The organism is Photobacterium sp. GB-1, assembly GCF_003026165.1.
Classification (GTDB): Bacteria; Pseudomonadota; Gammaproteobacteria; order Enterobacterales; family Vibrionaceae; genus Photobacterium.
In genome coordinates, this window is sequence record NZ_PYOB01000002.1 from 101,126 (window position 1) to 116,446 (window position 15,321).

General features: G+C 40.1%; 14 protein-coding genes and 4 tRNA genes. 3 read left to right on the forward strand and 15 right to left on the reverse strand.

Annotated features, from left to right (window positions below):
- Positions 1-23: 23 nt before the first annotated feature.
- From C9J45_RS03130 to C9J45_RS03140, 3 genes are all read right to left on the reverse strand, one after another.
- Positions 24-3,086, reverse strand: a complete 3,063-nt coding sequence (locus C9J45_RS03130; RefSeq protein ID WP_107292133.1) for an FAD-binding and (Fe-S)-binding domain-containing protein — start codon at positions 3,084-3,086, stop codon at positions 24-26.
- Positions 3,087-3,300: 214 nt separating this feature from the next.
- Positions 3,301-4,815: a phosphatase PAP2 family protein gene (locus tag C9J45_RS03135; RefSeq protein WP_107292134.1), complete on the reverse strand. Its 1,515-nt coding sequence runs from the start codon at positions 4,813-4,815 to the stop codon at positions 3,301-3,303.
- A gap of 94 nt (positions 4,816-4,909) precedes the next feature.
- Positions 4,910-6,358 carry an NAD-dependent succinate-semialdehyde dehydrogenase gene (locus C9J45_RS03140; protein ID WP_107245986.1) on the reverse strand — a complete coding sequence of 483 codons (1,449 nt, stop codon included), beginning with the start codon at positions 6,356-6,358 and terminating at the stop codon, positions 4,910-4,912.
- Between the two features lie 239 nt (positions 6,359-6,597).
- Here C9J45_RS03140 and C9J45_RS03145 point away from each other — a divergent pair, with 239 nt between their 5' ends.
- Positions 6,598-7,437, forward strand: a complete 840-nt coding sequence (locus C9J45_RS03145) for a pirin family protein (protein WP_107259606.1) — start codon at positions 6,598-6,600, stop codon at positions 7,435-7,437.
- 53 nt (positions 7,438-7,490) lie between these two features.
- Here C9J45_RS03145 and C9J45_RS03150 read toward each other — a convergent pair whose 3' ends face one another.
- Positions 7,491-7,967, reverse strand: a complete 477-nt coding sequence (locus C9J45_RS03150; RefSeq protein ID WP_107206274.1) for a DUF2947 domain-containing protein — start codon at positions 7,965-7,967, stop codon at positions 7,491-7,493.
- Between the two features lie 168 nt (positions 7,968-8,135).
- A complete protein-coding gene (locus C9J45_RS03155; RefSeq protein WP_107206273.1) occupies positions 8,136-8,357 on the reverse strand; it encodes a hypothetical protein in 222 nt (73 codons plus the stop codon).
- Positions 8,358-8,757: 400 nt separating this feature from the next.
- Between C9J45_RS03155 and C9J45_RS03160 the strand changes: the two genes are divergently transcribed.
- Positions 8,758-9,552, forward strand: a complete 795-nt coding sequence (locus C9J45_RS03160) for a DUF3108 domain-containing protein (protein ID WP_107206272.1) — start codon at positions 8,758-8,760, stop codon at positions 9,550-9,552.
- Positions 9,553-9,601: 49 nt separating this feature from the next.
- Here the strand turns inward: C9J45_RS03160 and C9J45_RS03165 are convergent, their stop codons facing one another.
- Genes C9J45_RS03165 through C9J45_RS03185 form a run of 5 tightly spaced genes read right to left on the reverse strand, consistent with a single transcriptional unit; the run spans position 9,602 to position 12,878 of the window.
- Positions 9,602-9,853 carry a hypothetical protein gene (locus C9J45_RS03165; protein WP_107259608.1) on the reverse strand — a complete coding sequence of 84 codons (252 nt, stop codon included), beginning with the start codon at positions 9,851-9,853 and terminating at the stop codon, positions 9,602-9,604.
- 37 nt (positions 9,854-9,890) lie between these two features.
- The gene (locus tag C9J45_RS03170; protein ID WP_107206270.1) at positions 9,891-10,457 is read right to left on the reverse strand and encodes a gamma-glutamylcyclotransferase family protein; all 567 of its coding nucleotides are present in this window, start codon (positions 10,455-10,457) and stop codon (positions 9,891-9,893) included.
- Between the two features lie 4 nt (positions 10,458-10,461).
- Positions 10,462-11,427, reverse strand: a complete 966-nt coding sequence (locus C9J45_RS03175) for a biotin-dependent carboxyltransferase family protein (RefSeq protein ID WP_107287119.1) — start codon at positions 11,425-11,427, stop codon at positions 10,462-10,464.
- Positions 11,415-12,113: a 5-oxoprolinase subunit PxpB gene (gene pxpB, locus C9J45_RS03180; protein WP_107206268.1), complete on the reverse strand. Its 699-nt coding sequence runs from the start codon at positions 12,111-12,113 to the stop codon at positions 11,415-11,417. Before pxpB ends, C9J45_RS03175 begins: the two co-directional genes overlap by 13 nt.
- A gap of 9 nt (positions 12,114-12,122) precedes the next feature.
- On the reverse strand, positions 12,123-12,878 hold the full coding sequence (locus C9J45_RS03185) for a 5-oxoprolinase subunit PxpA (RefSeq protein ID WP_107292135.1): 756 nt from the start codon (positions 12,876-12,878) through the stop codon (positions 12,123-12,125).
- Positions 12,879-13,124: 246 nt separating this feature from the next.
- On the opposite strand from C9J45_RS03185, the gene C9J45_RS03190 reads away from it, so the two are divergent.
- Positions 13,125-13,307: a DUF3012 domain-containing protein gene (locus C9J45_RS03190; RefSeq protein ID WP_005368573.1), complete on the forward strand. Its 183-nt coding sequence runs from the start codon at positions 13,125-13,127 to the stop codon at positions 13,305-13,307.
- Positions 13,308-13,397: 90 nt separating this feature from the next.
- On the opposite strand, the gene C9J45_RS03195 is transcribed toward C9J45_RS03190, so the two are convergent.
- From C9J45_RS03195 to C9J45_RS03215, 5 genes are all read right to left on the reverse strand, one after another.
- Positions 13,398-13,484, reverse strand: a tRNA-Leu gene (locus tag C9J45_RS03195).
- 103 nt (positions 13,485-13,587) lie between these two features.
- Positions 13,588-13,674, reverse strand: a tRNA-Leu gene (locus C9J45_RS03200).
- 66 nt (positions 13,675-13,740) lie between these two features.
- Positions 13,741-13,816 (reverse strand) — tRNA-Gly (locus C9J45_RS03205).
- A gap of 20 nt (positions 13,817-13,836) precedes the next feature.
- Positions 13,837-13,910, reverse strand: a tRNA-Cys gene (locus tag C9J45_RS03210).
- A 173-nt stretch (positions 13,911-14,083) separates the two neighbouring features.
- Positions 14,084-14,998 carry a PfkB family carbohydrate kinase gene (locus tag C9J45_RS03215; protein ID WP_107206266.1) on the reverse strand — a complete coding sequence of 305 codons (915 nt, stop codon included), beginning with the start codon at positions 14,996-14,998 and terminating at the stop codon, positions 14,084-14,086.
- Between the last annotated feature and the right edge of the window lie 323 nt (positions 14,999-15,321).

A 15,321-nucleotide genomic window follows, 5' to 3' on the forward strand; every position in this document is an offset into this window, starting at 1 on the left:
TAGTGTCTTCGCTTTATCAATAATTAAGCTTCTTGCACCGTTTTTAATAACACTTGTACAGGGTGCTGAAATTTAATGTGCTCAAAGCGCTTCACTTGGCTTCGACAAGAGTATCCCGTAGCCAGACAACGTGAAGGATCTAATTTATCGATATTGGGTTTCCAGCTTAGGTTATACACCCCTTTAGAGGTCTCTAACTTATCTTTTTCATGACCAAATGTACCAGCCATACCACAACAACCCACCGCAACAGATTGAAGCGCTATACCAAAGTGACTAAATATCGTCTCCCATTGCTTTTCAGCATTAGGCATCTTGGTTTTTTCAGTACAATGAGCAAATAAATACCAAGGTTGTTCTTCTGTCGCTTTATATTGCTTTAACTCTGGCAATAAGGGTAATAACCACTCATGTGCGGTTAACACTTCAAAGTTACCACGGGTTTCTTTTAATACTTCAGCGTATTCATCGCGGTAACAAAGTACAAGCGCTGGATCGACACCCACCATTGGAATATTGAGCACGGCTAATTGATTCAAGAAATCAGCCGTGTTACGAGCGGTTTTCGCAAACTGACGCAAGAAACCTTTTACATGCTGCGCTTTACCATTTGGTTTAAATGGCACCAAAATTGGCTTTTTACCCAGTTTTTCAGCCAAAATAATGAAATCTTTTACCACTTCAGCATCATAGAAGCTGGTAAACGGATCTTGAACAATCAGCACATAATTCTGACGCTCTTGCTCTGACAGCGCTTGTAACCATTGCAGATCAAAACGCAGCGCATGGTGTCCATCGAGTTTCTCGGTTAATGTCGGCAAGGACAATAACGGCATATCAACATACCCAATCGCTTTTTCAGTGAGTTTTTTCGACCACTCCGGACGTGTTAAGGCATTCATCACCCCTGGCGCTTTAGCCATTAACGGTAAATAGTTTTCAACATACGCGACTAAATAATCTTTCGCTGGTCGTTGATAGCGACTGTAATAGATATTCATAAAGCGAGAGCGGAAGCTTGGAACATCCACTTTGATTGGACATTGGCTTGCACAAGCTTTACATGCCAAACAGCCATTCATCGCTTCCATCACTTCATGAGAGTAATCATATTGCTTACGACGTTCGCCATAGGTATTTTTGAGACGATCGATGATCTGTTTAATCGTCGGTGTCGTGGTCAATAACTTATGTTCTAACTCGTCTGCATTAACGCCCTGCTCTGCTAATTGACGTAGCCATTCACGAACCAGTCCTGCTCGCCCTTTTGGAGAATGGCGACGATCTGCGGTGATCTTCATCGATGGGCACATAGGTGAGCTGGTGTCATAGTTAAAACACAAGCCATTACCATTACATTCCATCGCTTGTTTAAAGCTATCTCGCGTTGTTATAGGGATCTGACGATCAAAAAAACCTCGCTTTCGATCATCAACCTTCACTAATTGATCATCACTCTCTAATGGCGTACAAATTTTTCCTGGGTTTAAGCGATTGTGGGGATCAAACGCTGATTTTATTCGACGTAATTCTGTGAATAGCTCATCACCAAAGAAAGCCGGACCATATTCAGAGCGGAAGCCTTTACCGTGCTCGCCCCACATCAATCCGCCATATTTTGCCACCAGCTCAACAACTTGATCAGAGACTTCTTTCATCAAGCGCTCTTGCTCTGGATCGCACATATCAAGTGCCGGACGAACGTGTAAAACCCCCGCATCAACGTGACCAAACATGCCATAATTTAATTGTTTATCGTCAAGCAACTGACGGAATTCAGCAATAAAATCAGCTAAGTTTTCAGGAGGTACACAGGTATCTTCAGCAAATGCGATAGGTTTTTGACTCCCTTTTGCCGCCCCCAATAAACCCACGGCTTTTTTACGCATGGTGTAAATTTTTTGGATGCTCGCCAACTCTTCACAAACTTGATAGCCAATAATGCCTGCTTCATTCGCCGTTATCATGGCATCAAGTCGTTCACATAGTGCTTTTACTTGTTGTTGGTTCTCGGCAATATCGTTGCTTGCATACTCAACCATATTAATCCCAAGCATTTCTTTGCCAGGGACATCGGTTAATAAATCACTAACAGTGTTCCAAACAATGTCTTGTTTTGCGAGATTCAATACTTTGGAATCGATGGTTTCTACCGATAGCGCTTTAGCTTCAACCATCATTGGCGCATTGCGTAGCGCTGAATCAAAACTATCGTATTTAATATTTACAAGCGTTCGTGATTTCGGGATCGGCGTAATATTCAGTTTCGCTTCTGCAATAAACGCAAGCGAACCTTCCGCCCCACACAACAATCGACCAATATCAAATTGTGTTAGTTCATCGTCATAAACATTTTTTAAATCATAACCCGTTAAAAAGCGGTTAAGAGGGGGAAACTTATCGATAATTTGTTGGCGTTTTTCACGACATATTTGCGCAGAGGTTTTAACCACTTTTGCAGCAAGGTCATCACCTGATATCGACTCTATTTGCGTTTCATCTAACGCTTCGGTTTTTAATACTGAACCATCAACAAGGACTGCCGTTAACGACAATACATGATCAGACGTTTTTCCGTATTTTAACGACCCTTGACCCGAGGCATCAGTGTTAATCATACCGCCTACGGTAGCGCGGTTACTGGTCGATAAATCAGGAGAGAAAAAATAACCGTGAGGACGTAACGCATCGTTAAGTTGATCTTTTACGACACCTGTTTGTACTCGAACCCAACCTTGTTCAGGATTAACTTCCAGTACCTTATTCATATGGCGTGAAATATCGACAACCACACCAGGCGTTAATGATTGGCCATTGGTTCCCGTACCGCCCCCACGAGGAGAAAAGGTGATTTTTTGATAGTTTTTCTGTTGACCAATTTGACCAATTAACACCAGATCATCGATATCTTTAGGTAAGATAACCGCCTGAGGAATAACTTGATAAACGCTATTATCTGTTGCAACAGCGAGTCGACTCGCATAGGTTTTCTCTATCTCGCCTCGAAAACCGGCCGCGGATAAATCGTCAAGGAATGAAAGCACCAGTTGCTTGATACTGTGCTGATGGGTTAATGCTGGTAACATTGTGCTCCTTCTCCAGTGTACGCTATCACTTATAGCGGAGTCGTGTCCTACGACTACTGGCCTTCTCTCATTTAATATTTATAGCCTGATCGTTATAAATTCGATCATCGGCACATCAATTGTAGATATTATTATCACTTTACTTTACCTTACAACGCGATAGAACAAAACAAACAATCCTTGCTTGTCACTTCCGCTTCCGCCTTGAAGGTGCTTATTTCAAACGATAGCTATGCGCAGTCATCAATACGCACGCCATAACCATGACGACAATAGCTAATGTTTTTATCAATAATATAGCGACTGTACTTATTACGATCTCTACCCATAATGAGCTCAAAAATCCAATCGCCAATACAGAACCAAGTAGCATCACTGCTAATTTCAATTTTTGAGTATAAGTAATTGTCTGTCGTGATCGACCTCTATCAATAAAGACAGCGGCACTCATTGCAAGCGTACAGGCTAATAAATACACTTGCTGAGGGACTTGAAAATAGCTCACACCCACAGCAATTATCACGCTAAGTAGCGCCCAAAACCGCCAATTACGCACATGCAGATAGGCTGAGCCTGAACGTTGCCACCAAATAAACAAAGCTAAAAGCACTATCCCAACACTCAAGCCAAGTACGGTATCTGAGATAAAATGCACACCGAGCCAAACCCTTGCGATAGCTTGTAAACTAATCGCAATAATCAACAGCGGCAGTGTCTTAAAGCGAAACGTCGTTAGGTTTGAAGTCAAGTGGGGTCGATAGCGATGAATCAACAACGGCAAATTGTACCAAAGTAATCCCCATAGTACCGTTGCCATTAATGTATGGCCGCTCGGCAAACCAAAGCCACTGGCTGCTGTTTGTTGTAACTCTGGCCAAATATAAAATGGACGAGGTGATGCTAGCGCTAATTTCATTACCGAAGCAATAAAAGTGACAGTCACAAGTACGCTTGATAAATACAACATTGCTGTGACACCAAAACCGACGGTAACAACGAGCAATAACAAGCCAATAAACAGCTTTTCACCGGGTAAGTTAAACACAGATAGCACTCGTTGAAAAAGTGATTGGTAACTATCAGGCAGCGATTTGATTTCTTGTTGAAATGACTGAATCTGTGTCAGCTCCCATTGATGTAACCTACTCACCGCTTGGTAATCTGCGGCATTGGTCGTAATTTCACTATTGGGTACTTGTGATAATAAGTGTTGGATCAGTGGAACATCATTAGGATAGCGATAATCCTTTGGCGTAATGTTTTCAGCTGACAGTAAATATGCACACTTCACCTCTTTGGTAAAATGCTTCGCTTGCCAAGTACTAATTAACAAATCATCATTTTCTGTCGTTGTTAACGGTTGGTTATAAGGCGAGATCACTGTTGTTGGAATGGGCTGCTTCGCTACACACGCAAATAACGTTGTGTTACCCCGTAATTTTAGCAACTTCACCGCGTCAACATGAATGCCAGTTTCTTCATAGACTTCACGTACAGCAGCCTGCTCAGGGCTATTCATAGGATCAATTCGACCACCAGGTAAAGCCAATTTCCCTGATATTTCTTCTTTTATAACGACAACTTTATTACCGTGACGGATCAAACATGCTGAGCCAACCAATGGAACAGCCTGAGCTGGGAACGAAAAAAAGAGAATAAGAAATAAAGTGAAAATAATCCTGTAAGGCTTTATTGCAGACAATGAAGGCGTCGTACTAATACGTACCATGGAAAATAGTATCCAAGAAGAATAGAAAGAAGAAAGCTGAGAAACGCAGTGTAACTCAGCTCGCTAGACATAGCGCAAAAAAAATAACAAAATGCTATAAGCCACCCATTAAGGTGTATTTCATCTCAGTATATTCTTCTAAACCTTGATGCGCACCTTCTCGGCCAATACCTGATTCTTTTACCCCACCAAATGGCGCGAGTTCAGTAGAAATTACCCCTTCATTAACTCCGACCATGCCATATTCCAGCGCTTCACTAACACGAAAAGCGCGTGATAATGATTGAGTATAAACGTAAGCTGCAAGCCCAGAATCGGTATTATTAGCGCGTGCAATAACATCTTGCTCATCCGTAAACTTAAACACAGCAGCTAACGGACCAAAGGTTTCTTCACTCGCCACTAACATATTATCGGTTACATTACTTAGCACCGTAGGCTGAACAAAGCAGCTTGTTGAAGGCTCTCGTGTACCTATAACTAAGTTTGCCCCTTTCATTATGGCGTCGTTAATGTGTTTTTCGACTTTCTCAACCGCAGCTCGGTTTATCAACGGGCCAATAGTTACGCCATTATCAACACCATTGCCAACCGTTAGTGCTGACACTTTTTCAGCTAGCTTTTCTACAAATTGCAGATACACATCACTATGAACATAAATACGGTTAGTGCACACACATGTCTGCCCTGCATTACGAAACTTAGAAACCATTACCCCATCAATCGCGCGAGATAAGTCAGCATCATCAAACACAATAAATGGCGCGTTCCCCCCTAACTCTAAAGACACTTTCTTAACAGTAGCGGCTGATTGTGCCATCAAAAGCTTACCTATTGCCGTTGAGCCTGTGAATGAAACTTTGCGAACTCGCTTATTGCTCATAAGCTCTGCGCCAATTTTAACGGCATCTCCCGTAATAACATTAAACAACCCAGCAGGAATGCCCGCCCGATGCGCGAGCTCTGCAAAGGCGAATGCAGTATAAGGGGTATCAGGGGCTGGTTTTAATACCACGGAACAACCCGCAGCAAAAGCTGGACCACATTTACGTGTGATCATTGCTGCAGGAAAGTTCCAGGGTGTTATGGCAGCAACCACACCAACAGGCTGGCGAGAAACTAAAATACGGGCGTCTTCTTTATGGCTTGGAATGATCTCACCGTTTAGACGCTTAGCTTCTTCGGCATACCATTCAACAAAACTCGCCGCATAGGCAATTTCACCTTTCGCTTCAGCCAGTGGCTTACCTTGTTCGGCAGTAAGAATATGAGCTAATTCATCACGGTGTGAAACAATTAACTCATACCACTGACGTAAGATCATCGAACGGTGTTTCGCTGTTGTTTTTGACCACAATCGATACGCTTTATCTGCCGCATCAATCGCAATATTGGTTTCTTCTACACCCATAAGTGGAACATGACCAATAACTTCATTTGTCGCCGGATTAGTAATATTTACCGTTTTACCAGAAAAGGCGTCACTCCATTGGCCATTAATAAATGCTTGCTGTTTAAACAAGCCACCAAAAGAAAAAGTCATTCGTGTTTCCTATTATTTCGTCAATATTGAGTATCTATTTAATGTTGATTATTGTAATACAAATAAATGTTAAACGTTTAATATTCAACTTTCATTTTACCAGTAACCAAATTTTTGTTGCTAATAATGCGGCAGATCGGCGAGTAAGCAACTAGGCTAAAGAAGAGTTGAATATTAATTTGTAATGGCATGATACATAGGCTTGTTTTCTAGCCTTACGAAAACAGGTAACAATAGCAATGACTAGAAAAATTGCAGTAATTCGGCACGGCATAAAACACGGTGCCATCGTCACCTATATCGATACCCCGCATCTTCCTGATACCAACCCCTTTATCCTTTGGGATCATTTTTTATCTACTAACCGATCACATAATGAACTAGGCTTTCATGGCCACTCAGGTATCGATGCTGTCAGCTATCCCGTTATCGGATCAATCCTAAACGATGACAGTATTAACGGTAAAAATCACATTCAAACGGGTGATATTCATCTCACCACCTGTGGTTATGGTATGGCACATAAATCACTGATGAAACCACACAATGGGATCGCAGAAGCGTTTCAAATGTGGACCGCTTCGCCTTCAGAGAAAGAAGGAGAAATGACTGCGCCATCAAGCACTCATATTGCCAGTAAAAAACTACCTCTCGTTGAAGGCACACACGCGACAACAAAAGTACTCATTGGTCACTACAATGGTGTTGAAAGCCCAATAAAACACAACTGCAATATTATCTATCTTGATATTATTGTCACGTCATACGGTAGTTGGACGTTTACACCACCAGAGACCCATGTTGCAGGTTTTATTTATTTACGCTCAGGGCACGCCTATATCGCAAATAATCAACTACATCCGAATCAAATGGGAATTTTTGCTCACTCGCAATTACCCATTACCGTCACAACCACAAACCACAGTGCACGTTTTTTTATTGCGTTAGGCGAGCCATTAAACCAACCTTTAATAACAAAAGAAGGCTCGGTTCATTCTTCAAGCAATAATTTACACATCGCATTAAAAAATATTCAACAGATCATAAAACAATTACAGCCCATTGAAGAAAAAACATAAATAACAACGCCCTGTAATTTAAAAAGAAATAAATATTACAGGGCGTTAGAAAATTATGGGCGTAATGCTAACTGATAAGTACCATTGGATTGAAACCACAGCGCTTGTTTTTGTTTGCGACCCAATAGAATTGGACCATCATCAAAAAACAAAAAGTTTTTCCAATTACGTTTAAATACACCCCATTTAGTTTCTACAATATTGTACTTTTCGTAGCAAAAATAAATCGTTGTATTATCTTCCCATTGCAAAGCTGTCAAAATAGCAGCTGGCAATGATGCATCATCATCGTTATCCCAAGCATCTTGCCAATCTTCAGGCTCTGACCAGTTTTTTGTATCTGCCGCCCAATCACCGTGCTCAAAGTGATCAGAATCCGGACTCTGTTTACTAATATGTTCCTGCCACAATTGCGAAGAACGCGCTTGGGTTAACGGTTTTATTTGCTCAAGATCTGTCGTAGGAACAGGCATCGAAGCATGGGTAAAAATCCACTTACGCGTGTAATTATCAAGTTCGGTGTAATTCATCAATTAGCCTAAATATATAATGACACCGCAATGTACATCAGACACAAAATTTGTTCCAGTTACAGACTAAGAAAAAAGCATTCTTCATCGATGATCTCAATGTATCAAAAAAGCTACGATCATCATCGTACTTCATCCATCACTTCCCGTGATTATAATTATCCTGTTTTATTTTTCGTTACCCCATAAATTGCTTACCCAACCGCCTGCATTGTCATCATAATGACTATCATCAAATGTTGTTATTGGCTTTATGGGGTGTTCATTATTATGACTTTCTAGTAGCTGTGATATGTGCATCGCCATAGGATCACCTGTCGATTTCATTTGATGCCGAGTTGCAACTTCTTTGATAATTTGTAATCGATATGACGAGTTCATTTTTTTCATCACACACTCCTCTTTCTTTAGACATAAACGTATAAAAAATAGGCGCGCTAACACTAAACGTCAAATAACTGTATTACTAGTGTCACAACAGACAGGTATAGACCTCGAGATAAAATTTCTTAAATAACAACACGTTATTTTTTAATTAAAAGATGATCTTTACGACCGTTTACAATCAAAATCATAACCACATGATTTAAAAGGAATTAATAATAGATTAATTTTTTATTTCATTTCAGTCCTATTATTAATTATTACGCTGAAAAAGACATTTGCAGAATGATCTATATAATCGAAGTGGCTTGGTGCATAAAAAACATGCTACTTGATCATCTTGTTACCAAACCTGTTAAACTATAAAACGCTAATGTTCGTTATATCTAAATGTTTAGGAGTACCTGTGCGTTTATTGTCTTTATTTACTACGTCGGTTTTATCTTTATTGAGTGTAACAGCCATTGCAGCACCGACAAGTAATCCTTCAACAGCACTACAAAAAGTAAGTCATGCCACCTATTCTTTTCCGAACCAATTTCATCAATGTAAAAAGACATTAAATTACAATATCTTTTTTAAAGGTCAGAAAATTGGTCATTATCAACGTCACATTGTTTGGAAAGGTGATAACGCTGATATTTATACCAACAGTGAGGTTGATGTTTTAATCACTAAATCAAAAATGCACTCTCATACTCAATTACATTGGTCAGATGCTGCTCAACGCTTCATCACGGATAAATTTCAACGAACGATCACTGGACTAATGGCAGGAAATGTCAGTGTAACGTTTAGTAACGATGGCCATAACTCTACAGTGACTGATGATGGAAAAACGCAGAAATATACCAATGCTTTCGCGCCTATTCTTGATGGAGACACAATTGGTAGCCAAATGCGTCTTGATTTAATTGAAGGTAAAAAGAACTTTGATTTCATCATGCAAAATAGTGACGAAACTAGCCACTACTACTTTGCAGTCGTGGGTAATGAAACAATCGATACTAATTTTGGTACTCTAAATACTATTAGGGTTAATCAAACGAGAAAAAGCGATCGCCAACTTTCATTATGGTTTGCGCCATCACTTGATTATCAACTCGTAAAGGCAACTTATCACCGTAAAATTGTCGATTTAGAAGCGGTACTTATGAGTAAAAAGATTGATTGCCCACCAAAGCAGTTATTCAAAAAGTAATCCTCATTGGTAGCAAGAAGCCGAGTTGACTTATAACTCGGCTTCTTATTTATTTCATCGTCACTTTGCCACCAATGATTTTAAATGCAGGTGTACCTCTTACTAATGCATCTCGTGCGAATACCACACCACATTCAGGGCATATTGCAGATTCAATCGTAAAATCTTTTACAATTCTTTCTTTAAAACATTTTACTAACGCCCCTTTTCCACCTTTTCGATATTTAAATAAGAGCGTTTTACATTTAGCACAAAAGATATCAACTGTTTTTGTCGGCCCTTTTTTATTCGGTTTTGCCACCGTAGATCTCGCTTAAATGATAACGATAAGCAGATCGTTAATTACCTGAAATCGTATTTTCAATGAGTATATCAATCTGCTTTCTATCAGTATCATAAACGCCAGCCAAGTTGCCGTATTTAGGCGAATGACGATCATTTTGATAAGGGTATTGCCAGCCTGTCGTCGTTGCGATAAACATCTCTGCAAATTGATGTGAAATAGATAAACATCCCGCTAAAACCGTATCAACATAGGTTTGTGTAATAGGAAACTGCTGACAAGGCGGTAAAGCACTATTATTGATATATACCCAAACTGGTTCTGATAATGTGAGCTTCGTATTTTCTAACAATTCAATTTGTTGTGCAGTAATTTGAATACGTTGATAGCCATGTTCTCTTTGGTCAAAGTCTCTCAAACCTTTTTCATCAACTTCAATTAACACGCCATTACAGACACCTTGTCCCGGCTTTACGACTAAAGGCGCGATAGGATAACTGCCATCAACATTACCCCATGAACGCTGTAAACCATGCACTAATGCAGGATAAGATTTACCAGTATTACCTGTACGGTTTCGCGAGTATTTATTGATCAGGCTTCCATAGCCGAAAATATACATCCAATCACCTTTCTTTCTTTTCGTTACCACAATTGAAAACATTAAAGAATCGACAGAAAGTAAACCATTTCTGTAACTCAAGTTCAAATAGCTCTGGGCTTAATGGTGAAAATCGGATTGAATCTCCCGGTTTTAATTGACTAACCAAATTAAGATCACGCTGAGTAATGCAACCTAAAATAGGATATCCTCCCAACGTTTGTCGATCATTGAGTAAAATAATGGGCTCTCCTGATGCAGGAAATTGAACCGCTCCCTTTGCTATAGGTTGAGAGATCAATGTCGTCTTATTGGGGAGGATCTTTTCCCCTACAAGCCGATAGCCCATGCGATCACTATGTTGACTCACTTGATATTCTGACTGATAAAACTGCTGCTTTTGCTGTGAAGAAAACCACTCTGCTTGATATGATTCAATAATAGATACCGTTAACTTTTCGGCATAATGGGGTATATAGCGTGCGGGTACTGCTTGAAAATGATAAACGTTATTTCCACCATATTTAGAAAGTCGTTGCCCCTCTTTTAGTGACTGCCCCGTACCATCAAAACCGCCCAGATGATTCCTAGCGACTGTCGATACACTACCTAGACTTTCTTTAACACAAAATCCACCGTCAATGGCTAAATATGCTCTTAACCCCTGACGTGCATAGCCTAACTGCAATACTTGCCCACGCAATAAGCGTACTGTTTGCCAGGGCATAACCTTTTTCCCATCAATCTTGGCTTGCATATCAGCACCAGTGAGAGCGATAGTACAATCGGTAAGAACGTTAAAACTGACTTGCCCTAATGTGATCTCTATTTGAGCTGCATTAGGATCATTATTTAACAATAAATTCCCCCAGCAGAAAGCATGAAGATCCATTGCGCCACCTTGGCTTAATCCATGCTCTGCCACACCATATCGACCGAGATCTTGCAACTGCATTAGCATCCCTGATTCAATGATCTCTAACGCTTCCATAACTGCCCTCCTAGATCTAAAAATTCTTGTTTGGTGATCGCAAAAAATTGCACCTGATCGCCAATTGAAAAAATAGATAACGGGTACTGATCAGCTAAAAATAAGGATTGCGGACAATTACCAATAATATGCCAACCTCCTGGACTTTGATCGGGATATATTGCGGTTTGGTTATCGGCAATACCGACGCTTCCTGCTGGTATTTGAAGCCGAGGTGACAACAGTCTAGGCATTGCGATTTCAGCATCCACCGAAGATAAAAAAGCAAAACCAGCAGTAAAACCTATTGCACCTACCTGATAGATTTTATCACTATGTCGAGTAATGACTTGTTGCTCTGTTAACTGGCTATGAGCGGCGACAGTAGCTAAATCTGGCGCAACATCTGAATGATAATAAACAGGTAATTGATGCAGTTTTGATGTTAAATGGCGAGAGCCTTTATAACTTAGTCGATGATCAGCAAACCATTGCTCACTTGCCGCAACCAATAAAGAATAACAATTACAGTCCAGCCGAAAATGTAACATCACTTTAGTATACGAGGGAGTAACATCGATTAATTCACGACTATATTGTGTTTTAATAAACGTCACGTAATCAGCAATCATGGCTGTTGTTTCAGCAGTAATTTTCTGCCCAAATTCCACCATCATGGCTGATTCAGTTAATCGACTAATAAGCATAATAACGTCCTATTTATTATCATTTGCTGACTTTAATAACAGGGCGATCTCTTTAATTGTTGCAATTGATTCAGGGTTATCACCATGCACACAAATGGTATCAACCTGTAATGTTAATAATTTCCCACTCTGGGTTCTCACTTTACCTTGAGCGAGTTGTAATACTTGCGCTTTTATCAAATCAGGATGGTGATGTACTGCACCAGCTTCATGTCGTGGAACTAATAATCCATCGGCTGTGTAAGCTCTATCTGCAAACGCTTCAAAAAGTAAAGAAACACCTTTTTGTCTGGCTATTTGAATATATGCCTCATTATTTGCTCGTGACAGGACCATAAGAGAAAGAGGAAGAACACGGGAAGTATTAAGTTTTGCGATCGTTGAAACAATGACTTCGAAAATTTCAGGATCTTGCATCATTTGGTTATATAACGCGCCATGAGGCTTCACATACGTAATAGATACAGCATTCAGCCGACATAACGCATCTAGCGCCCCGACTTGGTAAGCCACACTATGACTGATTTCATCCAACGTATGGGGAATAGGCCGTCGTCCAAACCCTTCTTTATCATTATACCCAGGGTGAGCACCTATGATCACATCATGATTTTTAGCTAAAGCAATCGTTCTTGCCATCACTGTCGGATCGGATGCATGAAAACCGCACGCAATATTCGCCATATTGATCCATGGCATCACTGCTGCATCATCCCCCATATTCCAAGCACCAAAACTTTCGCCCATATCACAATTTAATTTCATCATGCCCTCCTTACAATCATGCCAAATCACGGACTATCAATAATTATCTTAGCCCTCCGAAGCATCAGAGTATTGGTATTTAGCAAACCAGCCTTTTCCTTTGTTATTGAAATATTACATAATTATCACATAAAACACTTTTTAAAATTTGCTAATACGTGACCTTTCAGCCATTCTTACGGCATTGTGAGTAATCGCAGAAATTTAACGCTGAAGCTGATAATTAATCAGTAATAAAGGATGTTTATGAAGAAGTTATTTATTTTATTAGGTGCTGTAACATTACTTTCTGCATGTACACCGGAAGTGGGCAGTGAAGATTGGTGTAACCAATTAAAAGAAAAACCAAAAGGTGATTGGACAGCGAACGAAGCAACCGAATTTGCTAAAAGTTGCATCATTCGTTTCGGCACTGATAGCGATAAATAACAAAAAAGAGCCTTTCGGCTCTTTTTTATTTGATGTACTCACATTACAGACGAAAAAAAAGCTCATCTAATGATGAGCTTTCTTTATAGATGGTGCCCCGGGCCGGACTTGAACCGGCACAGCGCGAACGCCGAGGGATTTTAAATCCCTTGTGTCTACCAATTCCACCACCAGGGCACGCAATTACTTGCGATGGGTAAGACACCATCTGTAGATATCGCTTATTCGCTATATCTTTTAATTCTATTTTTTCTTTTTTACCTAATAGGTAAAATAAAGATGGTGCCCCGGGCCGGACTTGAACCGGCACAGCGCGAACGCCGAGGGATTTTAAATCCCTTGTGTCTACCAATTCCACCACCAGGGCACGCAATTACTTGCGATGGGTAAGACACCATCTATAGATACCGCTTATTCGCCATATCTTTTAATTTGGAGCGACACACGAGGTTCGAACTCGTGACCTCAACCTTGGCAAGGTTGCGCTCTACCAGCTGAGCTAGTGTCGCATAATATTCTCAAAAGAGAATGGAGGCGCGTCCCGGAGTCGAACCGAGGTCCACGGATTTGCAATCCGCTGCATAGCCACTCTGCCAACGCGCCATTTTGTTCACACCGAGAAGTGAGTTGCTCTTCGGTATGGGGTGCATTCTACGTAATGTAGCTTTTGAGTCAATACTATTTTTTAAAAAATAATGCTAAGCGATTATTTTACAACCAAATTATATGATTCAGCCTGTGATTTGGTCATCATAAGATGTAAAAACATCATTGCGTTACATCATATCTCGCATTGCTGCAGCAGGGATCACTGCTTTAGAATGAGTCTGTACTTTTAAAGTCAGCTCTTTTCCAAGATTAAGTGAATGGCGAATGCTTTTACCGCTAATCCTTCCGGCCAGATATCCTGCAATAAACGCATTATCTGCAATATAATCCGTCGTCTGCCCTATTGGTTGGATCACAGATATCTTCATTTGAGTATGAAGGGCTTTAAGATCGCTTATCGGGTGGTCGCTATATTGTTTAATAACTAATTCACAGCAGTTCGAGTGACTATAGCGTTCAATAATGTCAAAGCTAGTGCCCCAGATTCGTTGTTCGTCTTTTATCTCAATGAAAGCAATGTCTATATATGGTAATAACTGACATATCCAGTATCTTGCTTGCTGTGGTGTCCACATATGAGGCCGATATCGATTATCAAAATAGACTTTGCCGCCATCTATTTTATATTTTTCTAACAGTACCAATAACGCTGCTTTTGCTTCATCGGTTAATAATGCAAAGCTTACTGCACTGATATAAATAGCATGATAGTTATAGTTACTTAATGCTATTTCAAGTGGTGATGACTCCCTTGAAAAGTAATAACGAGCAGCATTATCTTTATTCCAAAAATGGCGGTAACAGTGCCCTTCTCTATCTGTCTCGATATAACAAAGATCAGGGAATTTAGTCGAAAGATACCGGACTAAACTCGTATCAATGCCTTCTTGCTGCCAACACGATAATAATGATAGTGATAACTTATCAGTCCCTACGGCAGTCGCATAACTGACAGAAATAGCTCGAGATTGTCCAAGCCGAGACAAATACAAGGCTGTATTGGGTACATCTCCACCATACGTTGCATACTTAGTCGTGTTATTTATTTCAACAAGCGCTTCACCAAAGAAAACAATTCTCACACGGATACCCCATCGTCAGATATCTAAGATTATGCTTCCATTCATATTCATCGTTATGTTGTTTATTAAAGCCTAATACAAATACGACGAATATTGATAATACAATCATCTAGATTTAAAGTATTTTCAGTTCATTATATGGCATAAATGCAATCTCCATGATTAACGTTATTAATGACGTTTTATCAGCTCTCTTCGATGAAAATAGATAGCTACTGCGAAGATACTTTTGTCTCATTATTTAAAAGAAACGACTTAAATACTGATGATTATCTATGCTATTTTTGTCGGCAAGATCTCATCATTATATATTATTACGTTAT